A 21,678-nucleotide genomic window follows, 5' to 3' on the forward strand; every position below is an offset into this window, starting at 1 on the left:
CGGCGGCGTGCCACCGGTACCGGGGGACGGGCTCAGAAGCACCGATCCCCCGTGACACCACACGATCCTGTCGCTATCGGCCTTATCGGCCTTCAGTATCCGTCCTGCAGCGGAGGCGCCTCATCGAGCGCGAGATTCCGTCCGATTCGCTGGTACACCTCCGGGCGGCGATCCTTCAGAAATAGCGCGACCGTAATCCCGAGCGCCAGCACCACGAATCCCATAATCAGGCTTATGTCGCTGACAATAGTGGATCCAGTCACCAGATCGAAGTTCAAGAATGCGTAGGACGAAATCGCCACCAACGCCAGGAAACTGACAACGGGAGCGGCGATCCACACCGCTGCGTTCGGGCGATTATCAGGACGTCGAAGGAAGTAGAAGAATGCGGCCAGGCTACTGAAAGCCATCAGCATCAGGAAGTAGAAGAAGGCACCGACACTGATCCACGCGTAGAGCTTGTTGGGCGCCTGCCCGCTGAGCACCATGGCGACAATCCCGACCGCGAACAAGGCGGCTACCGCCATCGCGGCGCGGTATGGAGACCCGTGGCGCGGGTGCACAGCACCGAGCGATTTGAGCAGGACGCCGTCCACCCCGAGCGAGTGGATGTATCGAGCGGTGATATTTTGTCCGGCGGTAAGTCCCGCAAAGACGCTGGTCACCAGGAAGATCGACACGATATCGGTGCCCACGGAGTGCAGGTAGGTGCCCATGGCGTTCGGGAACATCGTTTGAGAGTTGTCGAGCGCCACATCGACAGCAGACTCGCTACCTACGGCAGCGATGAGCATGTAACACGAGCCTCCGAACAGTAGTCCGAGCCACGCAACCGAGATGTACATAGACCACGGAATGTTCCGTTCCGGGTTTCTCACTTCCTCACTGTAGAGGACGCTCGCTTCGAAGCCCATGAACAGCCCGGTGCAGAACAGGATGGCCAACGCGGGCGATCCGGAGTGAAATGCCGAGAAGGTGAACGGTTCGGCGGGCAGTCCATGTTTTCCGCCGGCCAGGAACACCGCGGTATCAAAGGCAAGAACAGAGATGACCTCTCCCACAATCAAGACCGACAAGACACGTACCGAGATGTCGATTTTGAAGTAGGACAACGTGGAGGCGCAGACCCAGATCACGGCCGCCCACACCCACCAAGGGAAGGTTGGACCGTGGAGAAAGCCTTCGACCATGTACTTGCTGACGATCCCGATGAAGGAATAACCCGCGACGGTGACGACCCAGTACATATAGATGGCGAGAAATGCTATCCCGAGCCCGACAGGGCGCCCGAGGCCGGCAGCCACATACGTATAGAAGCCGCCCGGCTTCTTGACAGCACCGGCTATCGCGCCGAAACCGACAGAAAAGATGAGCACAACGATGGTTGTCACACCAATCGCCAGCGGCGCACCGAGGCCGTTTCCATAGCCGATGACCAGCGAAACGTAGCCGGACATGAGCGCCAAGGGGGAGGCATAGGCCAGAACGTTGACCGTCAGGCCGGCCAACCCCAAGTTGCCTCGCAGCTTGGGGGGCGAACCGTGCGGGTCTGATGCTGGGAGAGCGCCGGTCTCGACACGTACGGGTTCATCTGGCCCGGCATTGCGCAGTTGATCATCAGTTGTCATGAGGAGTCTCCAAAGTACGAGAGTTTTGCTGGCTAGCAGGTTGGGCCGTGCCGTGCGAAGCGCGGCATCAGCACCAGCGGACGGTCCGACATGCGAACGTTCGTTAGTTTTGCCTGACGAGAATTGTCCGTAGTTCACGATCAAGGGATTCCGGCACCAAGGGGCCGGCCGGGTCTACGCAGTCACCACCGCCACCGGACCGACCCCGGTGTCGCCCGCTCAGCGAGCCGCCGACCGTCCCGGCGTGGGCATACGACGCATCAGCCGATGCGGATGTCGAACTGGTTACTCGCTACCGGCTTGAAGTACCGTCCGCACATTGCGCGCGGCCCGGTAGCCGGATTCGATGGCGCCGTCGATGAAGCCACACCATCCGGCCGCGATATCGGAGGTAGCGAAGACGAGTCGGCCTTCGGGCTCCGCGAACTTCTTGTACGGCGCGAACCGCGTAAGTTGACCACGCTTCGGGAAGGGCCAGCCACCCCCTGCGAACTCGTCGTCATCCAAGTATGTGCCGGTAACCGCCTCGACGATTTCAACGTCCGGGAGCAGGCTTTTGACGGCCGCGGCGACTTCGTCCGGATCGGTGGCATCCTTCAAGGCCGGAGTGCCGAAGATGGTGACAACCTGCTCGTCGGCCGACCGCAGATGGTTGGTCCACATGAAGCCGATCGGGTGTCCGGGGTGCGGCTGCACGTAGAAGCGACGGCTCTCGCCGCGGATCACCGCGATGATCTTCGAACCACGCGGAACCTGCATGCCCTCCCGAGCTGCCTCTACTCGTTCAGCGGCCAGGGCGGGCGCGAAACCGATGCGCGGCCAGATACCGCTCGGGGTGGCAACCACGGCGACCTTGGCCGAGTAGGCGCCCCCGCCCGCGGTGCTCACCGTGACGCCATCGTCGCCGTTGACGACCGTGGTCACCACCTCGTTGAGGCGAAGCTCTGCGCCGCCATCGGAGATGATCGCGTTGAGCAGGCCTACGGTGCCACCCGTCAACTTGTACCCGAACAGTGCTTCCTCGAAGGCCCCATGGTTGTGACCGGCCAGCGACCACCAGCGCAACATCGTCAGAAAGCTGGCCTCGGACACATCAACGCCCGATTCCCCGCCGAATACGCCGGCGAGATAGGCATAGTCATCGGGAGCGAGGTTCAACTGGTCGAGCCTGTCCCGGATCGAGAGCTTGTCGAACTCTGCCACCGCGTCGCCCGCATACAGCGGATCGTAGGGACGCGGAACGACCTCCATCGACTGTTCGAAGAACCGCTCGAAGAGCTCCTTCTGCCGACCTGCGTGATCCTCGAAATCGTGCCAGACCAGGTTCGCGCCGGACGGCGCCAACAACTGTTCGGGCACTTCTCTCACAGCGGGCTCGATAGCGGCGTCGAGACCGTACCGGCTGATCTCCGACCAGGTGTGCGGCTGCAGCCAATGGACATACGTGCCACCGATCTCGATCAGCTCACCATCGGACAACTCCGATGTCCATGTGCGCCCGCCGACCCGATCCCGCGCTTCCAGTACCAGAGTGCGCAATCCCAGCGTCGCACATTCACGGGCAGTAGTGGCACCGGCAAATCCGGCACCGATGACGATTACGTCGTAATCCTGAGGCATGTGGTTCCTCGAACCTCTCGTAGGTGCTCAGCAGTCCCTGAGACTTCGTTCTCGATGGGCCGACTCCCGCATCAGTGGAGCGCTTCTGGAAGCCACTCCGACGATGCTCGGCTTACGAACGATCGTAAGTTACCCCTATTGCTGCCGCAAGCGTTTGCTTATAGGCCGGTTCTATGGCTCCTGCCGTATCCAAGCACCGCTTGCTGGCCGCGTCCTCGCCCCGCTGAATTCACAAAATTCATTGATCAATTACGCCGGTCGCCACGGGCGCGAAGCCCGACTTCCAGCGGCTCGACCGGCACTGCAAGAGGACTGGGCGTCATATCTCGGACCAGCGTGCCGGTTACCTAATCTGTTCAATCAGTAGTCGAACCAGTAATTCTACTGCTTCGCATTCGAGTGAACTCGGTCACCCTCGAACGCGTCGCATACTGAACCACACGAGACGAGGCGATGACAATGTCGTGGACTGCAATCGACAGCGAGGTTGACGTCACCGTAAGTAGCGCCACCTCGAACGACTGGCATCTCGCACGCGTGCTGGAACGAGAAGATATCGTCGAGGAACTCGGTGGACTTTCCGCGTACACACGACTCACATGTCCGATACACAAGAGTTGGGTACATCAATGCGTAACTCTGACCGGTCATGACATCGCCACCATGGGCAATCGCTTGTGTCGCCGATGTGTTAACTCATCGTCGCTGTCGATAGTCGAATCCGGAGGCAAGCCGGCTGTGCGATGCTCGGGTTGCGGCGAGTTGCCGAACGGCTTGGAAGGCCGTCAAATTGCCGAAGCGTGCCTGGCGAGCATCGTCGAGTCGCGACGTAGCCTCGACAGCTACTGAGTACGGGTTCGAGTGGAACGGCGTCGCGACGGTTCCGACATTCTTCCGAGCGATGCGATCAATAGAACAGCGGCAAGGCCGATCCCGATAACCGGGGCAATTTTTTGAATTGTCCCTGTCGCGTGTGTCACGTTATATACGAGAAGCCACGCGATGAACACGAATCCGAACGCGCCGGCCACGGACGGCATAGAAAACGATCGGCCGTCTCGACGTTGCAGAGCGATGAGCCCGAGGCATATCGCGGCGTACGGGAAGAGCCACAGGTACACGACCGTGGGGGCGGTTGCGGTCAGGGCGCGCAGGGGTGATTGCCGAACTACGAACTGGGACACCGCCGGTACGCCGGCCGCAACGATGCCCAGGATCGCTACGGCACGGGCTGGGGTGCGCGTCTTCGGGCTGATCCTTCCGAGCCACGAGGGGAGCATGCCGTCGGTTCCCGCTGTTGCGAGGATCCGTGACGCGGTATTGAAAACCGAGATCGTGCAGGCGAACGCTCCCACAGTCAGGCTCGCATCCAAGGGGACGTTGAGCCAACCGACCCCTGCGGCATCAGCCAGGATCCCCGAAGGCGACTCTCCCGCGTTGATCGCATCCAGGTTGTTCAAGAGCACCGGTGCGAATACCAGGCATCCGAGCAGGATGAGCGATACAACGAGCGCGACCAGGGAGTAGAGGACTCCCGGGATGTTTCGAGCGGGATCCTTGGTCTCGCGCGCGAGGGCAGTGAATCCCTCGAATCCGACCAGTCCGCTGAAGGCGAGGACGAGACCCGCTGTCAGGTCGGACAACTGGACGCCCTGCAAGGAGAGCGCCGTACCCCAGGCGATGTTGTTATGGAGCAATGTCGCGACGAGGACGACGAGCACGAACGGAACGGACACCAGCGTCGCGCCGGTTGCCCAGCGCGCCGAAAGCTCGACGCCTCGGTAGGCGATGTACCCGGCAAGAAGTGACAGCACGGCGATGACACCGACCTGCGCCGACGGCGAATCTGCCCACGATTGGTCGAGATCGAGGAGTAGTCCTTGAGCGAAGATCAGCGTGAAGATGCTGGCGACCGGCGTCAAAACCAGATACCCGATGATCAGCGGAGACCCGGAGATAATTCGGAGCTTCTCGCCGAAGGCATCGCCCAGATAGGACATCAGTGAGCCGGTGACGATGTACCTGCGAGCGAATGCCGCGATGGCTGCCGCCAGGCAGACGAGGACGGGAATGTCCAGGAGAACGGCGAGCCAAGATCCGCGCCCAGCCGTCAGCGCAATGGACGCCGTCGTCGATATCATGATGACGCCCGGCGCGATATAAGCGGCGCCCATGGCCATCGACTTGGCCATGGATAGACTTCCCGATTGCAATGCGGCCGAATGGTCGCCGTCGACCGCGGGCAGCTCCATGTCTGTCATACTCGCTGTGTCCTCACCGCGTTGCATTCACACAATTACTTGATCAATGCCGTTACCGCCGCAGGCGGATATCCGTACCGGAACGAGAAGATGTCGTCAAATACGCAGGGCACGCAGCACAGAGTCCATCGATGCCGGCTTACAGGTCGTCCAAGGTTGCGACAGGCAGCATAGAAATGAATTCCGGGTCCGACTGTTGTTCAATCGCCTTCGCACCACCCGGTGACCCCAGTTCGGCGAAGAAGTCGGAGTTCGCCGTTGTGAAGTTTGCCCACTGATCGGGCAGGTCATCCTCGTAATGGATGGCCTCGACGGGGCACACCGGTTCGCACGCACCACAGTCGACACATTCGTCAGGGTGGATGTAAAGCATGCGAGCACCCTCGTAGATGCAATCTACGGGGCATTCCTCGACACACGCCCGGTCTTTGATATCTACACAGGGTAGGGCGATGACGTAGGCCATGAATGATCTCCGAAGTCGTAGCAAGTCCGTTTGTCTGGTTCAACGCGTCGAACTAACGACCGATCGTATGTCTGCCCGGGATGCTGAGTCAAGGAACAGTACATTCGCTTGGCCTGCGGATTCACAACAATATTGATGTAAATCGCTGCCGTATCAGCCTGGATCAGCCCGAGCATACGATCGGTTGTTAGTATGCGCTGACGAAACGCGATCGCTGAAGCCTCGAAGCTACAAGAGGCCTGCGGCGAGCACGGCAGTGGAGCATAGGACATGAATTCGCAAGTGAAGCAAGTCGGGGCATGACTGACGCGAAGCCACTGACCGGTTTCACCATTGGGGTGACGGCGTATCGGCGAGCCACGGAGTTTTCGACCCTTCTGACACGACTGGGAGGGACAGTCGTTCAGGCTCCAGCGATTCGAATATTGCCGCTGCATGACGACACCGAACTTCGGCGATCGACGCGTCAGATTATCGACGACCCACCGGAGTTCGTGCTCATCACCACGGGCATCGGCTTCCGTGGTTGGATGGAAGCAGCGGCTGGACTAGGCCAGGCCGACGAATTCAGGCACGCACTGGCGTCTACGCGTCTGCTCGCCCGAGGACGTAAAGCCAAGGGTGCAATCCGGGCGGCAGACCTTCGCGAGCAATGGTCGCCGGTATCGGGAACCGCGATCGAGATGCTCGACCACCTCGTTGCCGAGGGTGTCGTCGGCAAGCGAATCGCCGTGCAGTTGCACGGCGCCGGCAGGTTCGGTGCGGCCCCGGATCTCTGCGATCGTCTCGGTCGTGCCGGAGCGGATGTGATCCCGGTACCCGTTTACCGCACGACCACTCCCGAGGAATGTGGCCCGTTGGATCGAATGCTCGACCAGATCGCGTGCAGCGCCATCGACGCAGTGACCTTTACCAGCACGGCCGCCGCCATGGCGATACTGGCCCGCGCGAAGGAGAGGGGTATCACCGCGCCGATCGTCGACGCTTTGCGGAACCGAGTGCTGGTCGCGTGCATGGGTCCGGTGACTTCGGCACCGTTTCATCCACTCGATATTCCGACGACAACGCCGGCACGCCCGCAGCTCGGCGAGCTGGCATGGCGCCTCGCGGATGAGCTGCCCCGGCGCGCACAGAGTATTCGGCTCGATGGACACGAAGTGAGCATCCGAAGCGGTTCTCACGTCGTGGTCGATGGGGAGGCGCGCCAATTGCCGCCTTCCGCAATGGCATTGATGCGAGTTCTGGGGACGCGGCCCGGCAGAGTGATTCCGCGGGACGTGCTGCTTGCTGCGCTGCCGGGTGGCGGAAGTGACCCTCACGCGGTCGAGGTCGCGATCGGACGGCTTCGTGCTGCGTTGGGAGTGCCGACGGCAGTGCAGACAGTCGTCAAACGGGGCTACCGGCTCGCACTCGACTGACACCGGACATCACGGGCGCACTGAGGACCTCAACGGTGCAGGGCGGATTCGGGGTCTGTGCGAAGGGGAGTGAGTGGGTGCGCGTAACCGACGATGCGAAGAGCCATCTCCTCATACGCATCCAGGATGTCCGAGAGCGGATCCAAGCCATCAGGACGGTACCAGTTCGAAACACCGGTACCCATGTCGAGGACAGCGTATGAGGTATGTCGAATGTCGCGGATATGGAACAGCTCTTCGTCGGACCCGAACTGGAGAATCTGACGCAGACCGTGCTCGAACTCCTCCCGACGCTGCGCGGTGATCGAGTAGTGTGCTGGGCTCAGGCTTTCCATATTGTTGTTGACGACGCGCGCCATCTGCCGGTGCTCGGCATGGAACCGGACATGCAATCGAACAAAGGCCCGGAGCCTATCGACGGTTGTCGCCTCTTCGGTGAAAGCCCGGCGCTGATAGCTGCGGATCCGCACCAGCGCATCCTCGACGATGGACCATAGGAGCTCTTCTTTGGAGGCGTAATGGTTGTACAGACTCGCCGGCTGTATACCGACAATGGACGCGATCTGACGCATCGAGGCGCCGTCGTATCCGATCTCGGAAAAGAGCTTCAAGCCGGTTTCAACGATGATTTCCGAGGTCGACTTAGGCGGTGGATCATTCAATGCTGTCGCATTCTCACCAGCCATCGGACACCATCGGGCACACCCCTTCGAACCAACGTTTGTTAGGGAACTATAGAAGTCCCCCACTGTGGAGTCAAAGCACCCCTCCCGTTGAGGGTGCCGCACCCCGACAAGGTCGACTCGCCAGGAGGCGATCCACGAAGTCACTGGGCACAACCGGCCACTCCTGAGGCCAGTGCCCATTGCGCTGATCCTCCCGGAGGGCGACAAGAACGGCAATAACGTGTGGGCCTTCGTCGAGCAGGGGGCGAATGAGGCCGAGATCGGCGCATTGCGCGGCGACGTGCACCAACACGCTCTCAGCTTCAGCCATCCGCTTCGCCGCCGAAAGGCATGCTGCCAGTGTAAGTCTCGCATGAAGCGACGCCCGTGGCCGCCGCTGGTCGTCAAGACAGCCCGCCAGCGCCGCGGCGCGGGCACAGGCTGTCTCGACCCCTTCGGGTTCGCCGGACGCCAGCAGGAGCCTTATCGCCGAATCCTCGTCGAGCTCTGCTGTGATCGCCACGATGCCATCGTGTCGGCTTCGGAGCCCCGCATCGGAGACGCGCAGATCCAATCCGCCAGGGCGCGCGCCGGCTTCGGATGCGGACGATATACCCGACCTGATCTCCTCGTTACTGATTCCGGCGGCCAACCGCGGGAGCGCGAGATCTTCGGCCATCCGCGACCCGTCGCGCAGACGTCGCACCGCAGATTCGAGGTCGCCCCCGGCTGCCTTGACCCGGGCGCCGATGACATACGTCGCGAGCATGAAATCGACCAAGCCGCCTTCTGTTCCGAGTTCGGAGCTTTCGTCCAGAAGACGCTCGGCGGCGGCGACGTCGTTTCGTTCGTACAGAATCTCGCCCAGCAGCGCACCGGCGAGCCGCGCCGAGTACGAATGACGTCCCCCATATTCGCTGGCGAGGTCCAGCGCCTTCCGGAAGTTCTCCTCCGCCCCCGAAATATCGAGTACCTCCCGCGCGGCGATACCCGCGAAGCAATATCCGTATATCACGCTGAACGGGCCGCTCGTCCTGCTGTGATAGGTGGTAGCCCACTCCTGCCTCCGGCGTGCCGCGCCGAAGTCGAACCGGTAGATCTCGACGAACGTGGCGATGTCCGCCGCGGCGGACACAACCCAGGGGCGCTGAGTCTCCGGTTTGGCCAGACATTCCGACACCAACCCGGCCACGCCGTCGATCCGATCGGCGGAGATCTCGATCGCGCCTTGGACAACATCTGCCTCGACCCGGAGATCCGCGACCTCCGATGCGGGAAGCGTGCTCTTGTCCAGCAGGGAGTGGACGAGGTCGAGTGCCGACTGGGCCGCCGGATGACGCTGCACCTCCCGAGCCCAAGCCACCCCGAGCTGCAGCCGCGGGCTCGACACCACCAGTCGCGGTGGCAGTTTCGCGATCAGTGCGAGCAGGGTGGACATTTGCGAGTGCTCGAGCAGCCGCGTTCCGTCCGATTCGAGCAGTTCGACTGCCCGCTCCTGGTCTCCTGCTGCAAGAGCATGATCCACGGCCTCACTGAGCAGGCCGTGCTCGGCGAACCACACCGAGGCCGTCCGATGGAGTGCGACAACCCGATCGGGGTCGTCGCGCTCGAGCCGGCGACGCAGAAACTCCGCGAAGAGCTGGTGAAAATGGAACCACTCCGCGTCCTCATCCATCCGGCGCAGGAAGAGGTCTCTATCCTCGACCGCCTCGAGAATCGCCTGACCACGAGTCACCCCGGCCAGCGCCGACGCGAGATCGCCACAGATCCGTTCGGTGATCGACGTCGCCAGCAGGAAATCGAGAAGCTCGGGTTCCAGTGTGTCGAGCACGTTCTCGGCCAGATATTCGCCTATGGCGTGATGTCTGCCCGACATGTTCCCGATCAGCTCGACCGGGTCCTCACACCCGCGCAGTGACAGCGACGCCAACTGCAGCGCGGCTACCCATCCGTCGGTCGATTCCCGCAGATGGACCACGTCGTCATTCTCCAGCGCCAGGCCGGCCAGATCGACGAGGAAGGATCTGGACTCCGAATCGTTGAATCGCAGTGCTACCGAATCGATCTCGACCAGTTCGTCGCGCACTCGCATCCTGCTCAGCGGAAGCCCGGCCTGAGTTCTGCTCGTCACCACGACCTGGAGGTGGTGGCAACCGTTATCGAGCAGAAATTCCATCGCGCCGACAGTCGCACCACTCGAAATCCGGTGCCAGTCGTCGATGATCAGGACCAGATGTTCACCGCGGTCATGGATCTCGTCGATCAACGACGTCAGCACGTAGCGCTTGGCGTCGTCACCGTACTCCTCGAGCAGCTCGCCGATCCCATTCACCAGAGCGGGGCGCACGCGCCGTATCGCCTCGATCAGGTGCATGAGAAACCATGCGACGTTGTTGTCGTCGTCATCGACCGTCAGCCAGCCGACCGCACTCCCCCGCTCGATCAGAACATCACGCCACTGGGCCGCGAGGGTGCTCTTACCGAAGCCGGCCGGCGCGTGAATCACCGTCAACCGCCGTTCCTGGCCACCGCGCAGGATCTCGAGCAGTCGACGCCGCACAACCAGCGAACGGGCGGGCATCGATGGCCGGAACTTGGTTGCCGGTGTGGGCGGCGCGTCGACTCGTGCACGCCGCTCCGAATGGTCGGTCACCACACGTACAGAACTCGAGTCGTCGTCGATCCGGGCGCTCATACCGGGCTCGGCGGCGAGTGGAATTTCGTCCACGGTACAACCGTGTCGACGTTGAATCTCTCGAAGCTCGCGGCCGAGCTCGGCAGCACTGGCCGGACGGTCGCCTGCCCTCCCTGCCATCGCCCGTTCGATGGCGGCGCACACATCATCCGGAATTCGTCCCCCACGCAGATCGGGGACCGGTTGGGTGGTGATCCGCAGAAACTGGGCAACCACCTGCTCACCCTTGCGGCGTTCGAAGGCAGCGTGGCCGGTCACCGCGCAGAACAGCGTGGCACCCAGACTGTAGATGTCCGACGCCGCAGTCGCGGGATCGCCCTCAAGTATTTCCGGGGCTATAAACGCTGGTGAACCCACGATTGCGCCCGTGGAGCTCTGGAAGGCTCCCGCGATCCGCGCGATGCCGAAGTCTGCCAGTTGCGGTTCACCGTAGTCGGTCAGCAGGATGTTGCCGGGTTTCACGTCCCGATGGTGGATGCCGATACGATGCGCCGACTCGAGTGCGCCCCCCAGCTTCACTCCGACTCGCAGCGCCTCCTGCCAGCTAAGCGGGCCGTCGCGGCGGATCCGTGCCTCCAGCGAGCCGAGCGGGTGGTATTGCATCACGATGTAGGGCCGACCGCTGCCCGTAGTACCTACCTGATGAATATTGACAATGTTCGGATGTCCGGACAGTCTTCCCATTGCCCGCTGCTCGCGGAGGAAACGCTCTAGTGTTTCCGAATCAATGTCGGAGACAAGGACTTTGACCGCAACGGTGCGATCGAGGGCAGGCTCGTCGCATCGGTAGACGACACCGAATCCGCCGCGGCCGATCTCCACCGCATTATCGAAGCCGGCTGCCTCCAGCTCCGCTGTGATCGCAGGGGTGACGTCACGCTGCGTCGCAAGCGGATCGAACGTGGGCATCGATGCTCTCAGCCCCCGGCTGCGAGATCCGCGGCGGCGCCGTGGTCCGAGCGTGATTCTGAATCCCGACGGGTGCATACCGACGGGCCGATAAGGCAGACTTTCGCGGGCGTATCCAATATAACCACCTCTAGACGCCGTGGCCCCAAGGGTATCACCGATATAAATCGTCGTCGACGCTCCCGAGAAATATAACGAGGACCGGCGGCCGAGGCCACCGGCTCTCGTTTTATCAATTCATACCGGCGACGATAACCCGTTAGTCCGGCGCGGCGATCTCGTCGAGCTGCACGATCTGGTAGTTCTTACCGCGATACTTCTCATCGGTACCGAACTCTGCCCACTTCGATTCCCACATCTTGATGAACTCCTGCACGTCAGAGTTCTTTTTGAACAACTCGAAGGGATCATCCCCATCGACGACGATGAGATCGATGTAGCGGAATCCGACTTCACCCAATTTCTGATCGACTACTTTCCAGTTCGAGTATCGGACCACACTCTCGATGCTGTTGTAGAACGGCATATCGACTTCGCGAAGAAACTTGTCATAGTCGTCTTCGCTCGCATTTTTGTTGATGTTGTAGGTAGCAAGCAGCATCGTTCGCTGGGTGGTCATGAGTCCTCACTTCATTTAGTGCGTATCATATTTCGAGCGCGCGAAACCACACGCCCATACAGGAGAGAATTGCGGCCGAAGGCCTAGACCAGATGCGTGTACGCGGGGAGCGCCTTATCCTCCACTATGGCGCGCAGCACGAACCCCGTCTGACTACGGATATACTCATCAAGGGAGATTTCCCGCTCGTGGTACCAGTTCTTCAACGCCCACGAGTGGGCCATGAGCATCAGATTCGACACAGCCAGGTCGACGTCGGCGACCTTCATCAAATCTGCGGCAATGCCGTCACAAATTGCGACTCGCAGCGGCTCGCTCGTCTCGATCTCGAGCCGCTTGATCTTCGAGCGGGATTCGTCATCGAGTGAACGACTCTCACGATAGGTCACCATCGCTGCGTGCCGGTTGCTGTCGACGACTTCGCAGTAGGCCCGGAACCCGGCCGCCAGCCGCTCCACCGGATCGGGACCGGCGGACAGGACTGCAGCGGGTATCCGCGTCGCCAGGTCGTCGACGATGCCGAGAATCGTGGCCAGGAGGAGATCGTGCTTGCCGCCGAAGTAGCGGTAGATGAGGCCCACGCTCACTCCGGCTTCGGTGGCGAGCGCCTGCATCGATACGTTGCTGAACCCTTCGCGCTCCATCAACCGGGCCGCCGCGCTGAGCAGCTGCTGGTTGCGGCTCCGTGTACGCGCGGCGCGGGCCGCTTCGTCCGGATCTACAAACGACGCTGAGGACACTGCAACCTCCACCCGCACAATCGAAGTGCTCGAACGCAGTCAAAACTATCATCAGGTGACCCCATCGAACCGCCGTCCCCGGGCGAGCCCAAGGCTGCCGATCATCATCGTGCGAGTACGGTTTCGCGCTGGTAACCACCGAGAACGTCCTGAATGGCCAGCACCATCTCCCCCAATGTCGCGCGTGCTCGGGCCGCCTCGATGAGCGCCGGCATCACCGATGCGGTCTCGTCGGCCGCGACCGCTCGCACATGCGCGAGTGCTGCTTCGCACACGGCGTTATCCCGCTCTCGGCGAACCTGTTTCACGAACGCGATCTGCTTCTGCTGCGACTCCTGGCTGACCGTGAACACGTCGACAGGCTCCGGGACGGTGGGAAGGAAGTTGACTCCGACGATCTTGACCTGACCGGCGTTCACCTTCTGCTCGTACGCGTACGCCGAATCGGCCACTCGCTGCTGCAGGTCCTGCTGATCCACCGCTGCGGTGAATCCACCGAGCTCTTCGATCCTGTCGACCTCTGCGCGGATCGCCTGTGCCATGTTCGCAGTGAGATCCTCCAGGTACCAGGAACCACCCAGCGGGTCCGCGACCCTGGTGACACCGGACTCCTTGTCGATCACATGCTGGGTGAACAGGGAGATCTGCGCTGCCTCGCTGGTCGGGATCCCCAAGGCTTCGTCGTAGGACGAGGTGTGCATGCTCTGGCACCCGCCGAGTACCGCGGCAAGCGCCTCGAGAGCGACCCGAGCGACGTTCGTCTGCGGGGTCTGCGCGGTCAGTGTCGATCCCGCAGTCTGCGCATGGGCTTTCAACTTCAGCGCATCTATCTCGGTGATGGCGAACTTTTCCTTCAGCACCTCGGCGTAGACCTGGCGTGCTGCCCGGAACTTGGCGATCTCCTCGAAGAAGTCGCTGTGCACGGCCCAGCTGACTGTGAGTGTCCGCGCCAAAGCAGCAGGCTCGACCTCTCCTGATCGTGACGCGATTCTGATGAGATCCACCGCTTCGGCGATCATGTAGGCGGCTTCCTGCACCGCGGTGGTGCCCGCCTCCCGCACGTTGTAGCCATCCAGGTTCACCGCCCGGAATTTGGGCATCCGGGTCGCACAGAATTTCATCGTGTCGGTCATCGTTCGTGACGCCGCTTTCGGGCTCAGCGTCGGCCACATCGATGTCACATACTCCGAGAGCGGGTTGTTCCAGACTTGGCCGCCCATCCCCCGGATGTCGATGCCAGCTTCCTCGAGGACGACGATGTACATCGCCAGCACCATCGGTGCAGGTCCTGCCAGGATGAGGGTCGTGGTGAGCTTGTCCAGGGGCATGCCCTCCGTCAGCCGTTTCACGTCCTCGACACTGTCGATCGCGACACCGCAGAGTCCGACTTCAGCGACGGCACGGGGATGGTCGCTGTCGTACCCATCGGCTGTCGGAATGTCGACCACGATGTGGAGTGGCTTTGTTCCTCCGACGCCCTCCTGCCCTGAGTTCCAGAGCTCGATCTGGCGTTCGCGGGTCTCCTCGGCCGTGCCGTATCCCGAGATCAGCTTCTTGACCCACGAATGCTTCCGGAAGCCGAGCTGATGCAGTCCGCGGGTGAACGGAAAGGTGCCGGGGTCGGCGAGTGCGGATTCACCCGGTTCGGTGTAGAACGTGCGCGCCGGAAAGCCGGCAGGCGAGGTTACCTGGGTGTCGGTATCGGGAGCATTGGGCTGTTCACCGCGCATTGTTCTGTCCTGACCTGAGTTTCTTGCGATCGGCCTGGTGGCCGCGACCGTGATACATCACGCTGGCTCTCGCTCTGTCGCCATGGCCCAGAGAGCTCCCCGGCCATCGGTGAGCAGTCGCCGCCCGAGGTCGAGTTCCCAGTCGGACTGACTCCCGTGCTCGTCACGCCAAGCCCAGAGACGCCGGGTGACGAGATGCAGAGCATGTTCGCGGGTAAATCCCATCGCGCCATGGACTTGATGTGCGATCCGGCATGCGGTCCCCGCAGCCTGACTGACCCGGACGCGGGCAGCGATCGCGGCCAGATCCGCTCCGCGTTCCACTGCCGCCACGGCGCCGTCCGCTGCCGCACCTGCCACAGCGGATTCGGCGGCCAATGCCGCGAGGTGATGACGCACGACCTGGAAGCGGGCGATCGGCATGCCGAACTGTTCCCGCTCTCGCGCATAGGAACAGGTCATCTCGATCAGCGCGTCGATCGCCCCGCTCATCATGACCGTCCGCGCGAGACTGCCCCGCTGCCGGATGGCTTCGCCGAGGTTGCCACGGACAACGACGGCCGGCACGGAACTCGGATCGAGGCCGGTGGCCGTGAGACGGTCCACTGGCTCACCGGCAAGGTTCTGGGTGCACTCGACACGAAACCGGTCGCGCGGCACATCGAGGATGTGGGTGGTGTCGGCCCGGAGAATGACCACCAGCACCCGCTTACTCATACGACCCCACGCCACCTGCGGAAGGTCGATGTCGATGAGCAAATCCTTCGAGGTAGCCCAGTAGTTGACCCGGCGGTCGACGACCGCGACGGCGGTCGGACCGGGCTCGTGCGCCAGCCCGCAGCGGCTGCGCAACCAGGAGCCGAGAATCAGCGACTCGGCGAGTGGGACCGGCGCGGTGAAGCGGGCCGCGGCGCGCACCACTCCGCACGCGATGGCGAGGTCACCGCCGGAACCGCCCTCGTCCTCGGGAACCCCGATCGCGGTGAACCCGGACTCGTCCAACTGGTGCCAGAGCTCGGCATCCCAATCGCCTTCCGCGGCAAGGACTCGCTCGCGTGTCGCGTATTTGCGGAACAGTGGATCGAGTGATGCCACCACATCGGTCAAGTCACTCATATCCCGAGTCCTTTCGCGACAATGCTTCTGAGTACCTCGTTGGTTCCGCCGCGCAGGGTGAAGCCCGGCGAATGTTCGACCGCACGACGCAGGAGAGACTCCAGGCGCGACCCGGGCGGGCACGCTCCTACGAGCGACCTGACGTCGTCGACGAGCCGCTGTTCGTATCGCGTGCCGAGGTCCTTGACGATCGTGGCCTCGAGCGCAGGCACCTCACCGGTGTCCATCGCGCCGGCGACGCTGATCGAAAGCTGCCGGAGCGACCACAATTCCGCGGCCGCGGAGCCGACAGTCGCCGCAGCTCGGGAGTCCTCGGGTGACGGGTCACTTGCCAGGTAGGCCTCCAGCAGCGGCAGCGTGCTCAAGAAACGCTCCGGCCCGCTGCGCTCGAAACCGAGTTCTGCGGTGACCTGACTCCAGCCGGCGCCAACCTCGCCGAGCAACGCCTCGGGCCCGACCTGTACGTCGTCGAACTGGACTTCGTTGAAGTGGTGCTCGCCATTGAGCAACCGAATCGGCCGGACAGTCACACCGGGAGAGGTCAGATCGACGATGAATTGGCTCAGTCCCGCGCGCGGGTCGGCGCCGCGCCGCTCCGATCGGCACAACACCACGATGTTGTGGCAGGCGTGGGCCCCACTCGTCCACAGTTTTGTGCCTCGGATCCGCCAACCGTCGGAGTTCGGCTCCGCGCGGGTCTGGACCGACGCGAGGTCGGAACCGGAGTCCGGCTCCGAGAGCCCGACCGCGAAGAAGAGTTCTCCGCGCACAATGCGAGGGAGAAAGTACTCCTGCTGGAAGGGCGTGCCCAGCCTGATGATCGCCGGACCGACTTGCCTGTCGGCGAACCAGTGAGCCGCCACGGGCGCACCCGCGGCAAGCAGCTCTTCGATCAGTACGAACCGGTGGACGTTACTCAGACCTTGTCCGCCGAAGCGTTCCGGCCATGTCATCCCGATCCACCCACGGGCACCGAGTTTGCGACTGAAGCCGGCGTCGAAACCGCCCAGCCACGAATCGACTTCGGGTATGAACCCACCCGCGTTCCGCTCGGCTTCGAGGAACGCACGAACCTCTTTGCGCAGCACGGAGGTTTCGTGGCGGCGATCGGAATACTCGGAACTCATGGCGCGAAGCTCCGGCCGAGAAGTCGGCGCGCGACCACGAGCTTTTGAATCTGGGCAGGGCCATCCCCCAGCTCGAGGCCGATGACGTCACGCAGTCGCTGCTCGACAGGGAAATCCTGCGTGTATCCATAGTGCCCGTGCAAGAGCAGCAGCTCGTGGATCGCGTCGACGGCGTAGCGCGGACCGAGCATCTTGCACATCGAAGCCTCGGTCGTATGGTCGACTCCGGCATCACGCATGGAGAGAGCCTTGTAGCACAGCGACCTCACCGATTCGAGTTTCGCGGCGTTCTCAGCGATCACGAAGGCGACGCCTTGGTGCTCGCCCAATGCCTTGCCGAATGCCTTGCGCTGCTGCACATAAGTGATGGTTTCCGCCATGGTCTGCCGCGCTGCGGCAATGCACATCAGCGAGATCACCACGCGGGCATAGTCGAACCCGCGCATCACCGTGTAGAAGCCCTGGCCCTCGTCGCCGATCCGGTAGCGCTCCGGAATACGGACGTTGTCGAGGAACAGGTCGCCCCGCCCCAGTGCCCGGTGTCCCATGTCGTTGTACGGCTGCGCCGTCACGCCTGGAAGATTCGTCGGCATCCAGAATGCCGAAACACCGCGGTGACCCGCGTCCTTGTCCGTCCTGGCGAAAACGATCAGCCCATCCGCCGCCTGGACCAGCGAGACCGACGCCTTCTGACCGTTGAGGACATAGTCGGTACCGCTTCGGACCGCACTGGCTCCGATGGCGCCGGCGTCCGACCCGGCCTGTGGTTCGGTCAGGCTCAACCCCACGACCGACCGCCCGGAGACAATCTCGGGGAAGACTTCCCGCTGCAGCTCGACACTCGCGTTCTTGGCGAGGACGTCCGCCACCAGCCCGGTCAGCATCACCGCGTAGGCGCAGTTGAAGTCACCGCCCGCGATCTCCTCGGCGGCCAGGCCGGTCGACAGATATCGCGCGTCGGTACCGCCGTATTGCTCAGGTACCCGCAGACCGAGCAGGCCGATATCGGCCATGCGGTCCCACATTTCCCGCGGGAACGTTTTGGTCCGATCCCAATCGGTGTATTTGGGGAGCAAGACGGTCTGCGCGAATTTCCGCGTGGTCTCGACCAGGTATTGGTCGATATCGTCCAATGAGAAGTCCATTACCGAACACCTTCCGCGCTGTCTAGTTCCTCGCTGTCGCGTTCCATGCGATAAGCGCCGCAGTACTGCGAGATTCCTTCGATGGATTCCTGCAGCGATGCCCGTGGTGGAACGATCCACGCGACGCCGAGCTCTCGGAGCCGGTCGTGATCTCGCACCGGGATGACACCGCCGCAGATGACCGGAATGTCGTGGCCGTCGATTGCCCTGAGCTCTTTCATCACGTTCTCGGTCATGGCGATGTGGGCGCCGACGTGCATGCTGAGACAAACAGTCTCGACATCCTCGTCGACCGCGGCTCGCGCAATCGCCTCCGGTGACAGACACACTCCGGTGTAGATGACCTCGAAGCCGCTGCGCATGAGCTCAGCCGCCAACACGCGGGTGCCGCGGTCGTGCGAATCCAATCCTGGCTTCGCCACCAATACCCGATATCTTTCTTGTGCACCCATCAGATCTCCTTACCAATCTCGGTCTTTGCGGCTTCGAAGCAGGATTCGGCGAGTACCTCGAGGTGGGCACTGACAGTGCCGTACTCCTGTTCGAGGGCCTTGCCGTGCTTGAGCCAGAAATGCAGGTCGTACTCCCAGCTGAATCCCATGGCGCCGTGCAGCTGCAGCGCCTCCCTGTTGGCGAGGCGCTCGGCTGTCGCCGCCTGCACCTTCGCCGCCGAAGCGCTGATCGCGATCGGCCTCCGGCCGGCGTTGACCGCATCTGCTGGTTCGTAGACCAGCGCCCTGGCCAGTTCGAGTGCGACGAAAACATCCGCGATGCGATGCTGAATGCTCTGGAACGCCCCGACCGGTTGCCCGAATTGCTGCCGCTGGCTGACATAGCCGACGGTCCGTTCGAACAGCACGTCAGCGACGCCGAGCAGACGGGCGGCCGTAATCTTCACCATCGAGGTCCACGCCTCGTCGATCAGTTCCGGACCGACATCGAGTGCCCGGGCGTCCTCGGTAGCGAATTCGACCCGATACGCCCGGCGGGCCCGATCCTGCGTGGTCACCGGTTCGACCCGGTAGCGCTCACGCTCGACGAGAACGAACCGGTCGTCGCGGACGGCCAGGATGAAGTCGGCGGTGTCGGCCTCATCGACCGGCTTGCCGTCCTCGAGCATGAGGGCTCCGAACGCATTCCCCTCGGCCAAGCGGCCGAGCCAATCTCGGGCGAAACCCTGTGTGCTCCTTGCCAGTATGGGGCCGATAACCAAGAGCGTCTCGGCCACAGGCAGGGGGAAGAGCACGCGAGCGACCTCTTCCGCCAAGACCAGCCGAAGTTCGCCGGACACGACAGGCTGCTCGCCGTCGCGTGCCAGGAATATCTCGGCGAGGCCGACGCCGCGCAGAGCCGCCCATGCGTCGGGAGCGCGGTCCGGCCCGCCGTCCCATCGGGCACGGACGAACTCGGGCGTCCATTCCTTCCGGAAGATGTCCTGAAGGGCGGTCCTGAACTCCGCGGGAGCGATCTGTTCGACGGTCATCGTGCCCCCGCCCCGGCGGGAAGGTTCAGCAGCTTCCGGGCAATGATGTTGCGCTGCACCTCATTCGAACCGCCGTAGATCTCGGCCGCGCGAACGTGCCAGTACGCGTGTTCGAGTTCGGCGGAGGGTCCTCCGGGAGTTGCCGCGGCGCATTCGATCAGGCCCTCATAGCTTTCTCGGCGCGCCTGCGACCAAGCCAGCTTGATCACGCTGGACCTGTCGGTCTCCGGATCCGCCCGGCGCTGCGCGACGTAAGCCGAGAATGCACGGCTGGTGGCATAGGCCGTCGCTACCCGGCACCGAATATCAGCGCGTTCCTCGAGCGCTGCGGCCGCGGCGGCAAGCCGGTCGGCCTCCATGGTGAGCGAGACGTGGCTGGCCAACCCCGAGGCGCGTTCCTGGCGCAAGGTGCTTCGCGCGATATCCCAGCCACGGCCGACCTCGCCGATGACGTTCTCCATCGGCACCCGAACATCCTCGAAGAAGACGTCAGCAAAATCCGGTGCGCCGTGCAGCTGACGAATCGGGCGCACGTCCACCCCCTGGGCGTCCATCGGGATCATGACGAAAGTCAGACTCCCGCGCGGATCAGGGTCGGGTTTCGTCCGTACGAGGGCGAACATCCAATCCGCGATAGGCCCATGGGTGCACCACGTCTTCTGCCCGGTGATCACCAGTGAATCGCCATCGACCCGGCCGCGGGTCCGCAACGAGGCAAGGTCACTGCCGGCGTCCGGCTCGGAGAAGCCCTGGCACCAGATCTCGTCGCAGTCGGCCATCCCGGGCAGCCAACGCTGTTGCTGGGCAAGCGATCCGTGGCGCAGTACGGTGGGACCGGCCATGCCGAGGGCGACCTTGTTCAGCCGCTCGGGCGCTCCCGCGGCGAGGTACTCCTCTTGGAAGATGTTCTCGGTCTCGATGTCCGCGTTCGCGCCACCCCATTCCGGAGGCCAGCTCAGCACGGCGTACCCGGCCTCGAAAAGCTGTCGCTCCCACTGGCGCCGGCGCTGCAATCCCTCGACCGTGAAGATCGAGCCCCACTTCTCGGGGGACGAGAGGTTCGTCCGGAGCCACTGCCGAATATGCTCACGGAATTCGGCCATTTCACCTTCGTTCATCATGCTCCTTCGTTCCTTTCGTCAAGAGGCGGGCGTTCGGCGGTCACCAGATCGGCCAGGTGCCACAGCAATTCGGACGACGATGTGCTCGCCATCAATTCCGTCATTGCGCTGTCGGTCAATCCGTCGAGGACGGCATCGATGGTGCTGTGCACCAGCGTGCGCATCGCGGACCCGTCGGTGACCTGCGAACCTGCTTTTGCGCAGGCCAGCAACTCCTGCCATAGCTGGTCGAGGCCGTTCTTCTGGTGAGCGGAGAAAGGAACGACCGGAATGATCGCCTCGGATCCGGGACGATGGCCGATGATCGCCCGAACGTCGCGGAAGGTATCGGCGGCACCGTCGAGGTCGGACTTCGAGATACCGACTACATCGCCGATCTCCATCACGCCACCTTTGGCGGCCTGGACCCAGTCACCCGAGTTCGGACCGACAATCACGAGCACCGTGTCTGCGAGACGCATGACGTCGACCTCCGATTGGCCGACGCCCACGGTCTCGACGATGATCATGTCGAATCCGGCTGACGCGAGGATATTTACCGCGGCCGGACACGAGCGACTGAGCCCGCCCAGGTGCAGCCGGGTCGCCATGCTCCGCATGTAGACGCTCGCCTCGGCGTCGAGCACCTCGGCCATTCGCAGGCGATCACCCAGGAGGGCGCCACCACTGTTGATGCTGGTCGGATCGAAGGCCAGGATCGCAATGCGACGCTGAGCGCGCCGCCCCAGTTCGATCAGGCGCCTGATCGTGCTGCTCTTACCGACGCCAGGTGCGCCGGTAATACCGAGTACCCACGCACTCGAACGCGACAAGCGCAACGCCGCCGCTGTGAGTTCGGCGTCGCCGTTCTCGAGTCGGCTCAGCGCTCGACTGACAGCCCGGCGACTCCCCTCACGGACATCGGTGAGGAGGGTATCCACTGGGACCGAGGTCAT

17 protein-coding genes are annotated in these 21,678 nt (G+C 62.9%); 1 reads left to right on the top strand and 16 read right to left on the bottom strand.

The features are described 5' to 3' along the window. Window positions 1-92 precede the first annotated feature (92 nt). The 4 genes from ACFXIV_RS36800 to fdxA all read right to left on the bottom strand — a co-directional run bounded on the left by ACFXIV_RS36800 (window position 93) and on the right by fdxA (window position 5,975). Window positions 93-1,628: an APC family permease gene (locus tag ACFXIV_RS36800; protein WP_379401047.1), complete on the bottom strand. Its 1,536-nt coding sequence runs from the start codon at window positions 1,626-1,628 to the stop codon at window positions 93-95. Window positions 1,629-1,913: 285 nt separating this feature from the next. After that, window positions 1,914-3,248 carry a flavin monoamine oxidase family protein gene (locus ACFXIV_RS36805; protein ID WP_379401048.1) on the bottom strand — a complete coding sequence of 445 codons (1,335 nt, stop codon included), beginning with the start codon at window positions 3,246-3,248 and terminating at the stop codon, window positions 1,914-1,916. Between the two features lie 842 nt (window positions 3,249-4,090). Next, window positions 4,091-5,500, bottom strand: coding sequence for an APC family permease (locus tag ACFXIV_RS36810; RefSeq protein ID WP_379401049.1), 1,410 nt, complete (start codon window positions 5,498-5,500; stop codon window positions 4,091-4,093). A gap of 148 nt (window positions 5,501-5,648) precedes the next feature. Next, a complete protein-coding gene (gene fdxA / locus ACFXIV_RS36815; RefSeq protein WP_379401050.1) occupies window positions 5,649-5,975 on the bottom strand; it encodes a ferredoxin in 327 nt (108 codons plus the stop codon). Window positions 5,976-6,274: 299 nt separating this feature from the next. On the opposite strand from fdxA, the gene ACFXIV_RS36820 reads away from it, so the two are divergent. After that, a complete protein-coding gene (locus ACFXIV_RS36820; RefSeq protein ID WP_379401051.1) occupies window positions 6,275-7,393 on the top strand; it encodes a uroporphyrinogen-III synthase in 1,119 nt (372 codons plus the stop codon). 29 nt (window positions 7,394-7,422) lie between these two features. Here ACFXIV_RS36820 and ACFXIV_RS36825 read toward each other — a convergent pair whose 3' ends face one another. The 12 genes from ACFXIV_RS36825 to ACFXIV_RS36880 all read right to left on the bottom strand — a co-directional run bounded on the left by ACFXIV_RS36825 (window position 7,423) and on the right by ACFXIV_RS36880 (window position 21,678). Beyond that, the gene (locus ACFXIV_RS36825) at window positions 7,423-8,079 is read right to left on the bottom strand and encodes a TetR/AcrR family transcriptional regulator (protein WP_379401052.1); all 657 of its coding nucleotides are present in this window, start codon (window positions 8,077-8,079) and stop codon (window positions 7,423-7,425) included. A gap of 70 nt (window positions 8,080-8,149) precedes the next feature. Then, window positions 8,150-11,662, bottom strand: a complete 3,513-nt coding sequence (locus ACFXIV_RS36830) for a protein kinase (RefSeq protein ID WP_379401053.1) — start codon at window positions 11,660-11,662, stop codon at window positions 8,150-8,152. Window positions 11,663-11,921: 259 nt separating this feature from the next. Next, window positions 11,922-12,281, bottom strand: coding sequence for a hypothetical protein (locus ACFXIV_RS36835; protein WP_379401054.1), 360 nt, complete (start codon window positions 12,279-12,281; stop codon window positions 11,922-11,924). 83 nt (window positions 12,282-12,364) lie between these two features. Then, window positions 12,365-13,021, bottom strand: a complete 657-nt coding sequence (locus tag ACFXIV_RS36840; RefSeq protein WP_379401055.1) for a TetR/AcrR family transcriptional regulator — start codon at window positions 13,019-13,021, stop codon at window positions 12,365-12,367. Between the two features lie 104 nt (window positions 13,022-13,125). Beyond that, a complete protein-coding gene (locus ACFXIV_RS36845) occupies window positions 13,126-14,751 on the bottom strand; it encodes a methylmalonyl-CoA mutase family protein (RefSeq protein WP_379401056.1) in 1,626 nt (541 codons plus the stop codon). A 57-nt stretch (window positions 14,752-14,808) separates the two neighbouring features. Further along, on the bottom strand, window positions 14,809-15,867 hold the full coding sequence (locus tag ACFXIV_RS36850) for an acyl-CoA dehydrogenase family protein (RefSeq protein ID WP_379401057.1): 1,059 nt from the start codon (window positions 15,865-15,867) through the stop codon (window positions 14,809-14,811). After that, window positions 15,864-16,994, bottom strand: coding sequence for an acyl-CoA dehydrogenase family protein (locus ACFXIV_RS36855; RefSeq protein WP_379401058.1), 1,131 nt, complete (start codon window positions 16,992-16,994; stop codon window positions 15,864-15,866). The genes ACFXIV_RS36850 and ACFXIV_RS36855 overlap by 4 nt, the downstream gene beginning before the upstream one ends. Continuing rightward, window positions 16,991-18,139 (bottom strand): acyl-CoA dehydrogenase family protein, encoded by a 1,149-nt coding sequence (locus ACFXIV_RS36860; RefSeq protein WP_379401059.1) that lies wholly within the window; start codon window positions 18,137-18,139, stop codon window positions 16,991-16,993. The genes ACFXIV_RS36855 and ACFXIV_RS36860 overlap by 4 nt, the downstream gene beginning before the upstream one ends. Next, window positions 18,139-18,591, bottom strand: a complete 453-nt coding sequence (locus tag ACFXIV_RS36865; RefSeq protein WP_379401060.1) for a cobalamin B12-binding domain-containing protein — start codon at window positions 18,589-18,591, stop codon at window positions 18,139-18,141. Before ACFXIV_RS36865 ends, ACFXIV_RS36860 begins: the two co-directional genes overlap by 1 nt. After that, window positions 18,591-19,622 (bottom strand): acyl-CoA dehydrogenase family protein, encoded by a 1,032-nt coding sequence (locus tag ACFXIV_RS36870; RefSeq protein WP_379401061.1) that lies wholly within the window; start codon window positions 19,620-19,622, stop codon window positions 18,591-18,593. The genes ACFXIV_RS36865 and ACFXIV_RS36870 overlap by 1 nt, the downstream gene beginning before the upstream one ends. Further along, a complete protein-coding gene (locus tag ACFXIV_RS36875; RefSeq protein WP_379421392.1) occupies window positions 19,619-20,740 on the bottom strand; it encodes an acyl-CoA dehydrogenase family protein in 1,122 nt (373 codons plus the stop codon). Before ACFXIV_RS36875 ends, ACFXIV_RS36870 begins: the two co-directional genes overlap by 4 nt. Next, on the bottom strand, window positions 20,740-21,678 hold the full coding sequence (locus ACFXIV_RS36880) for an ArgK/MeaB family GTPase (protein WP_379421393.1): 939 nt from the start codon (window positions 21,676-21,678) through the stop codon (window positions 20,740-20,742). The genes ACFXIV_RS36875 and ACFXIV_RS36880 overlap by 1 nt, the downstream gene beginning before the upstream one ends.

Origin of the sequence: Nocardia sp. NPDC059236 (genome assembly GCF_042754085.1) — a bacterium.
In the GTDB taxonomy this organism is placed as follows: Bacteria; Actinomycetota; Actinomycetes; order Mycobacteriales; family Mycobacteriaceae; genus Nocardia.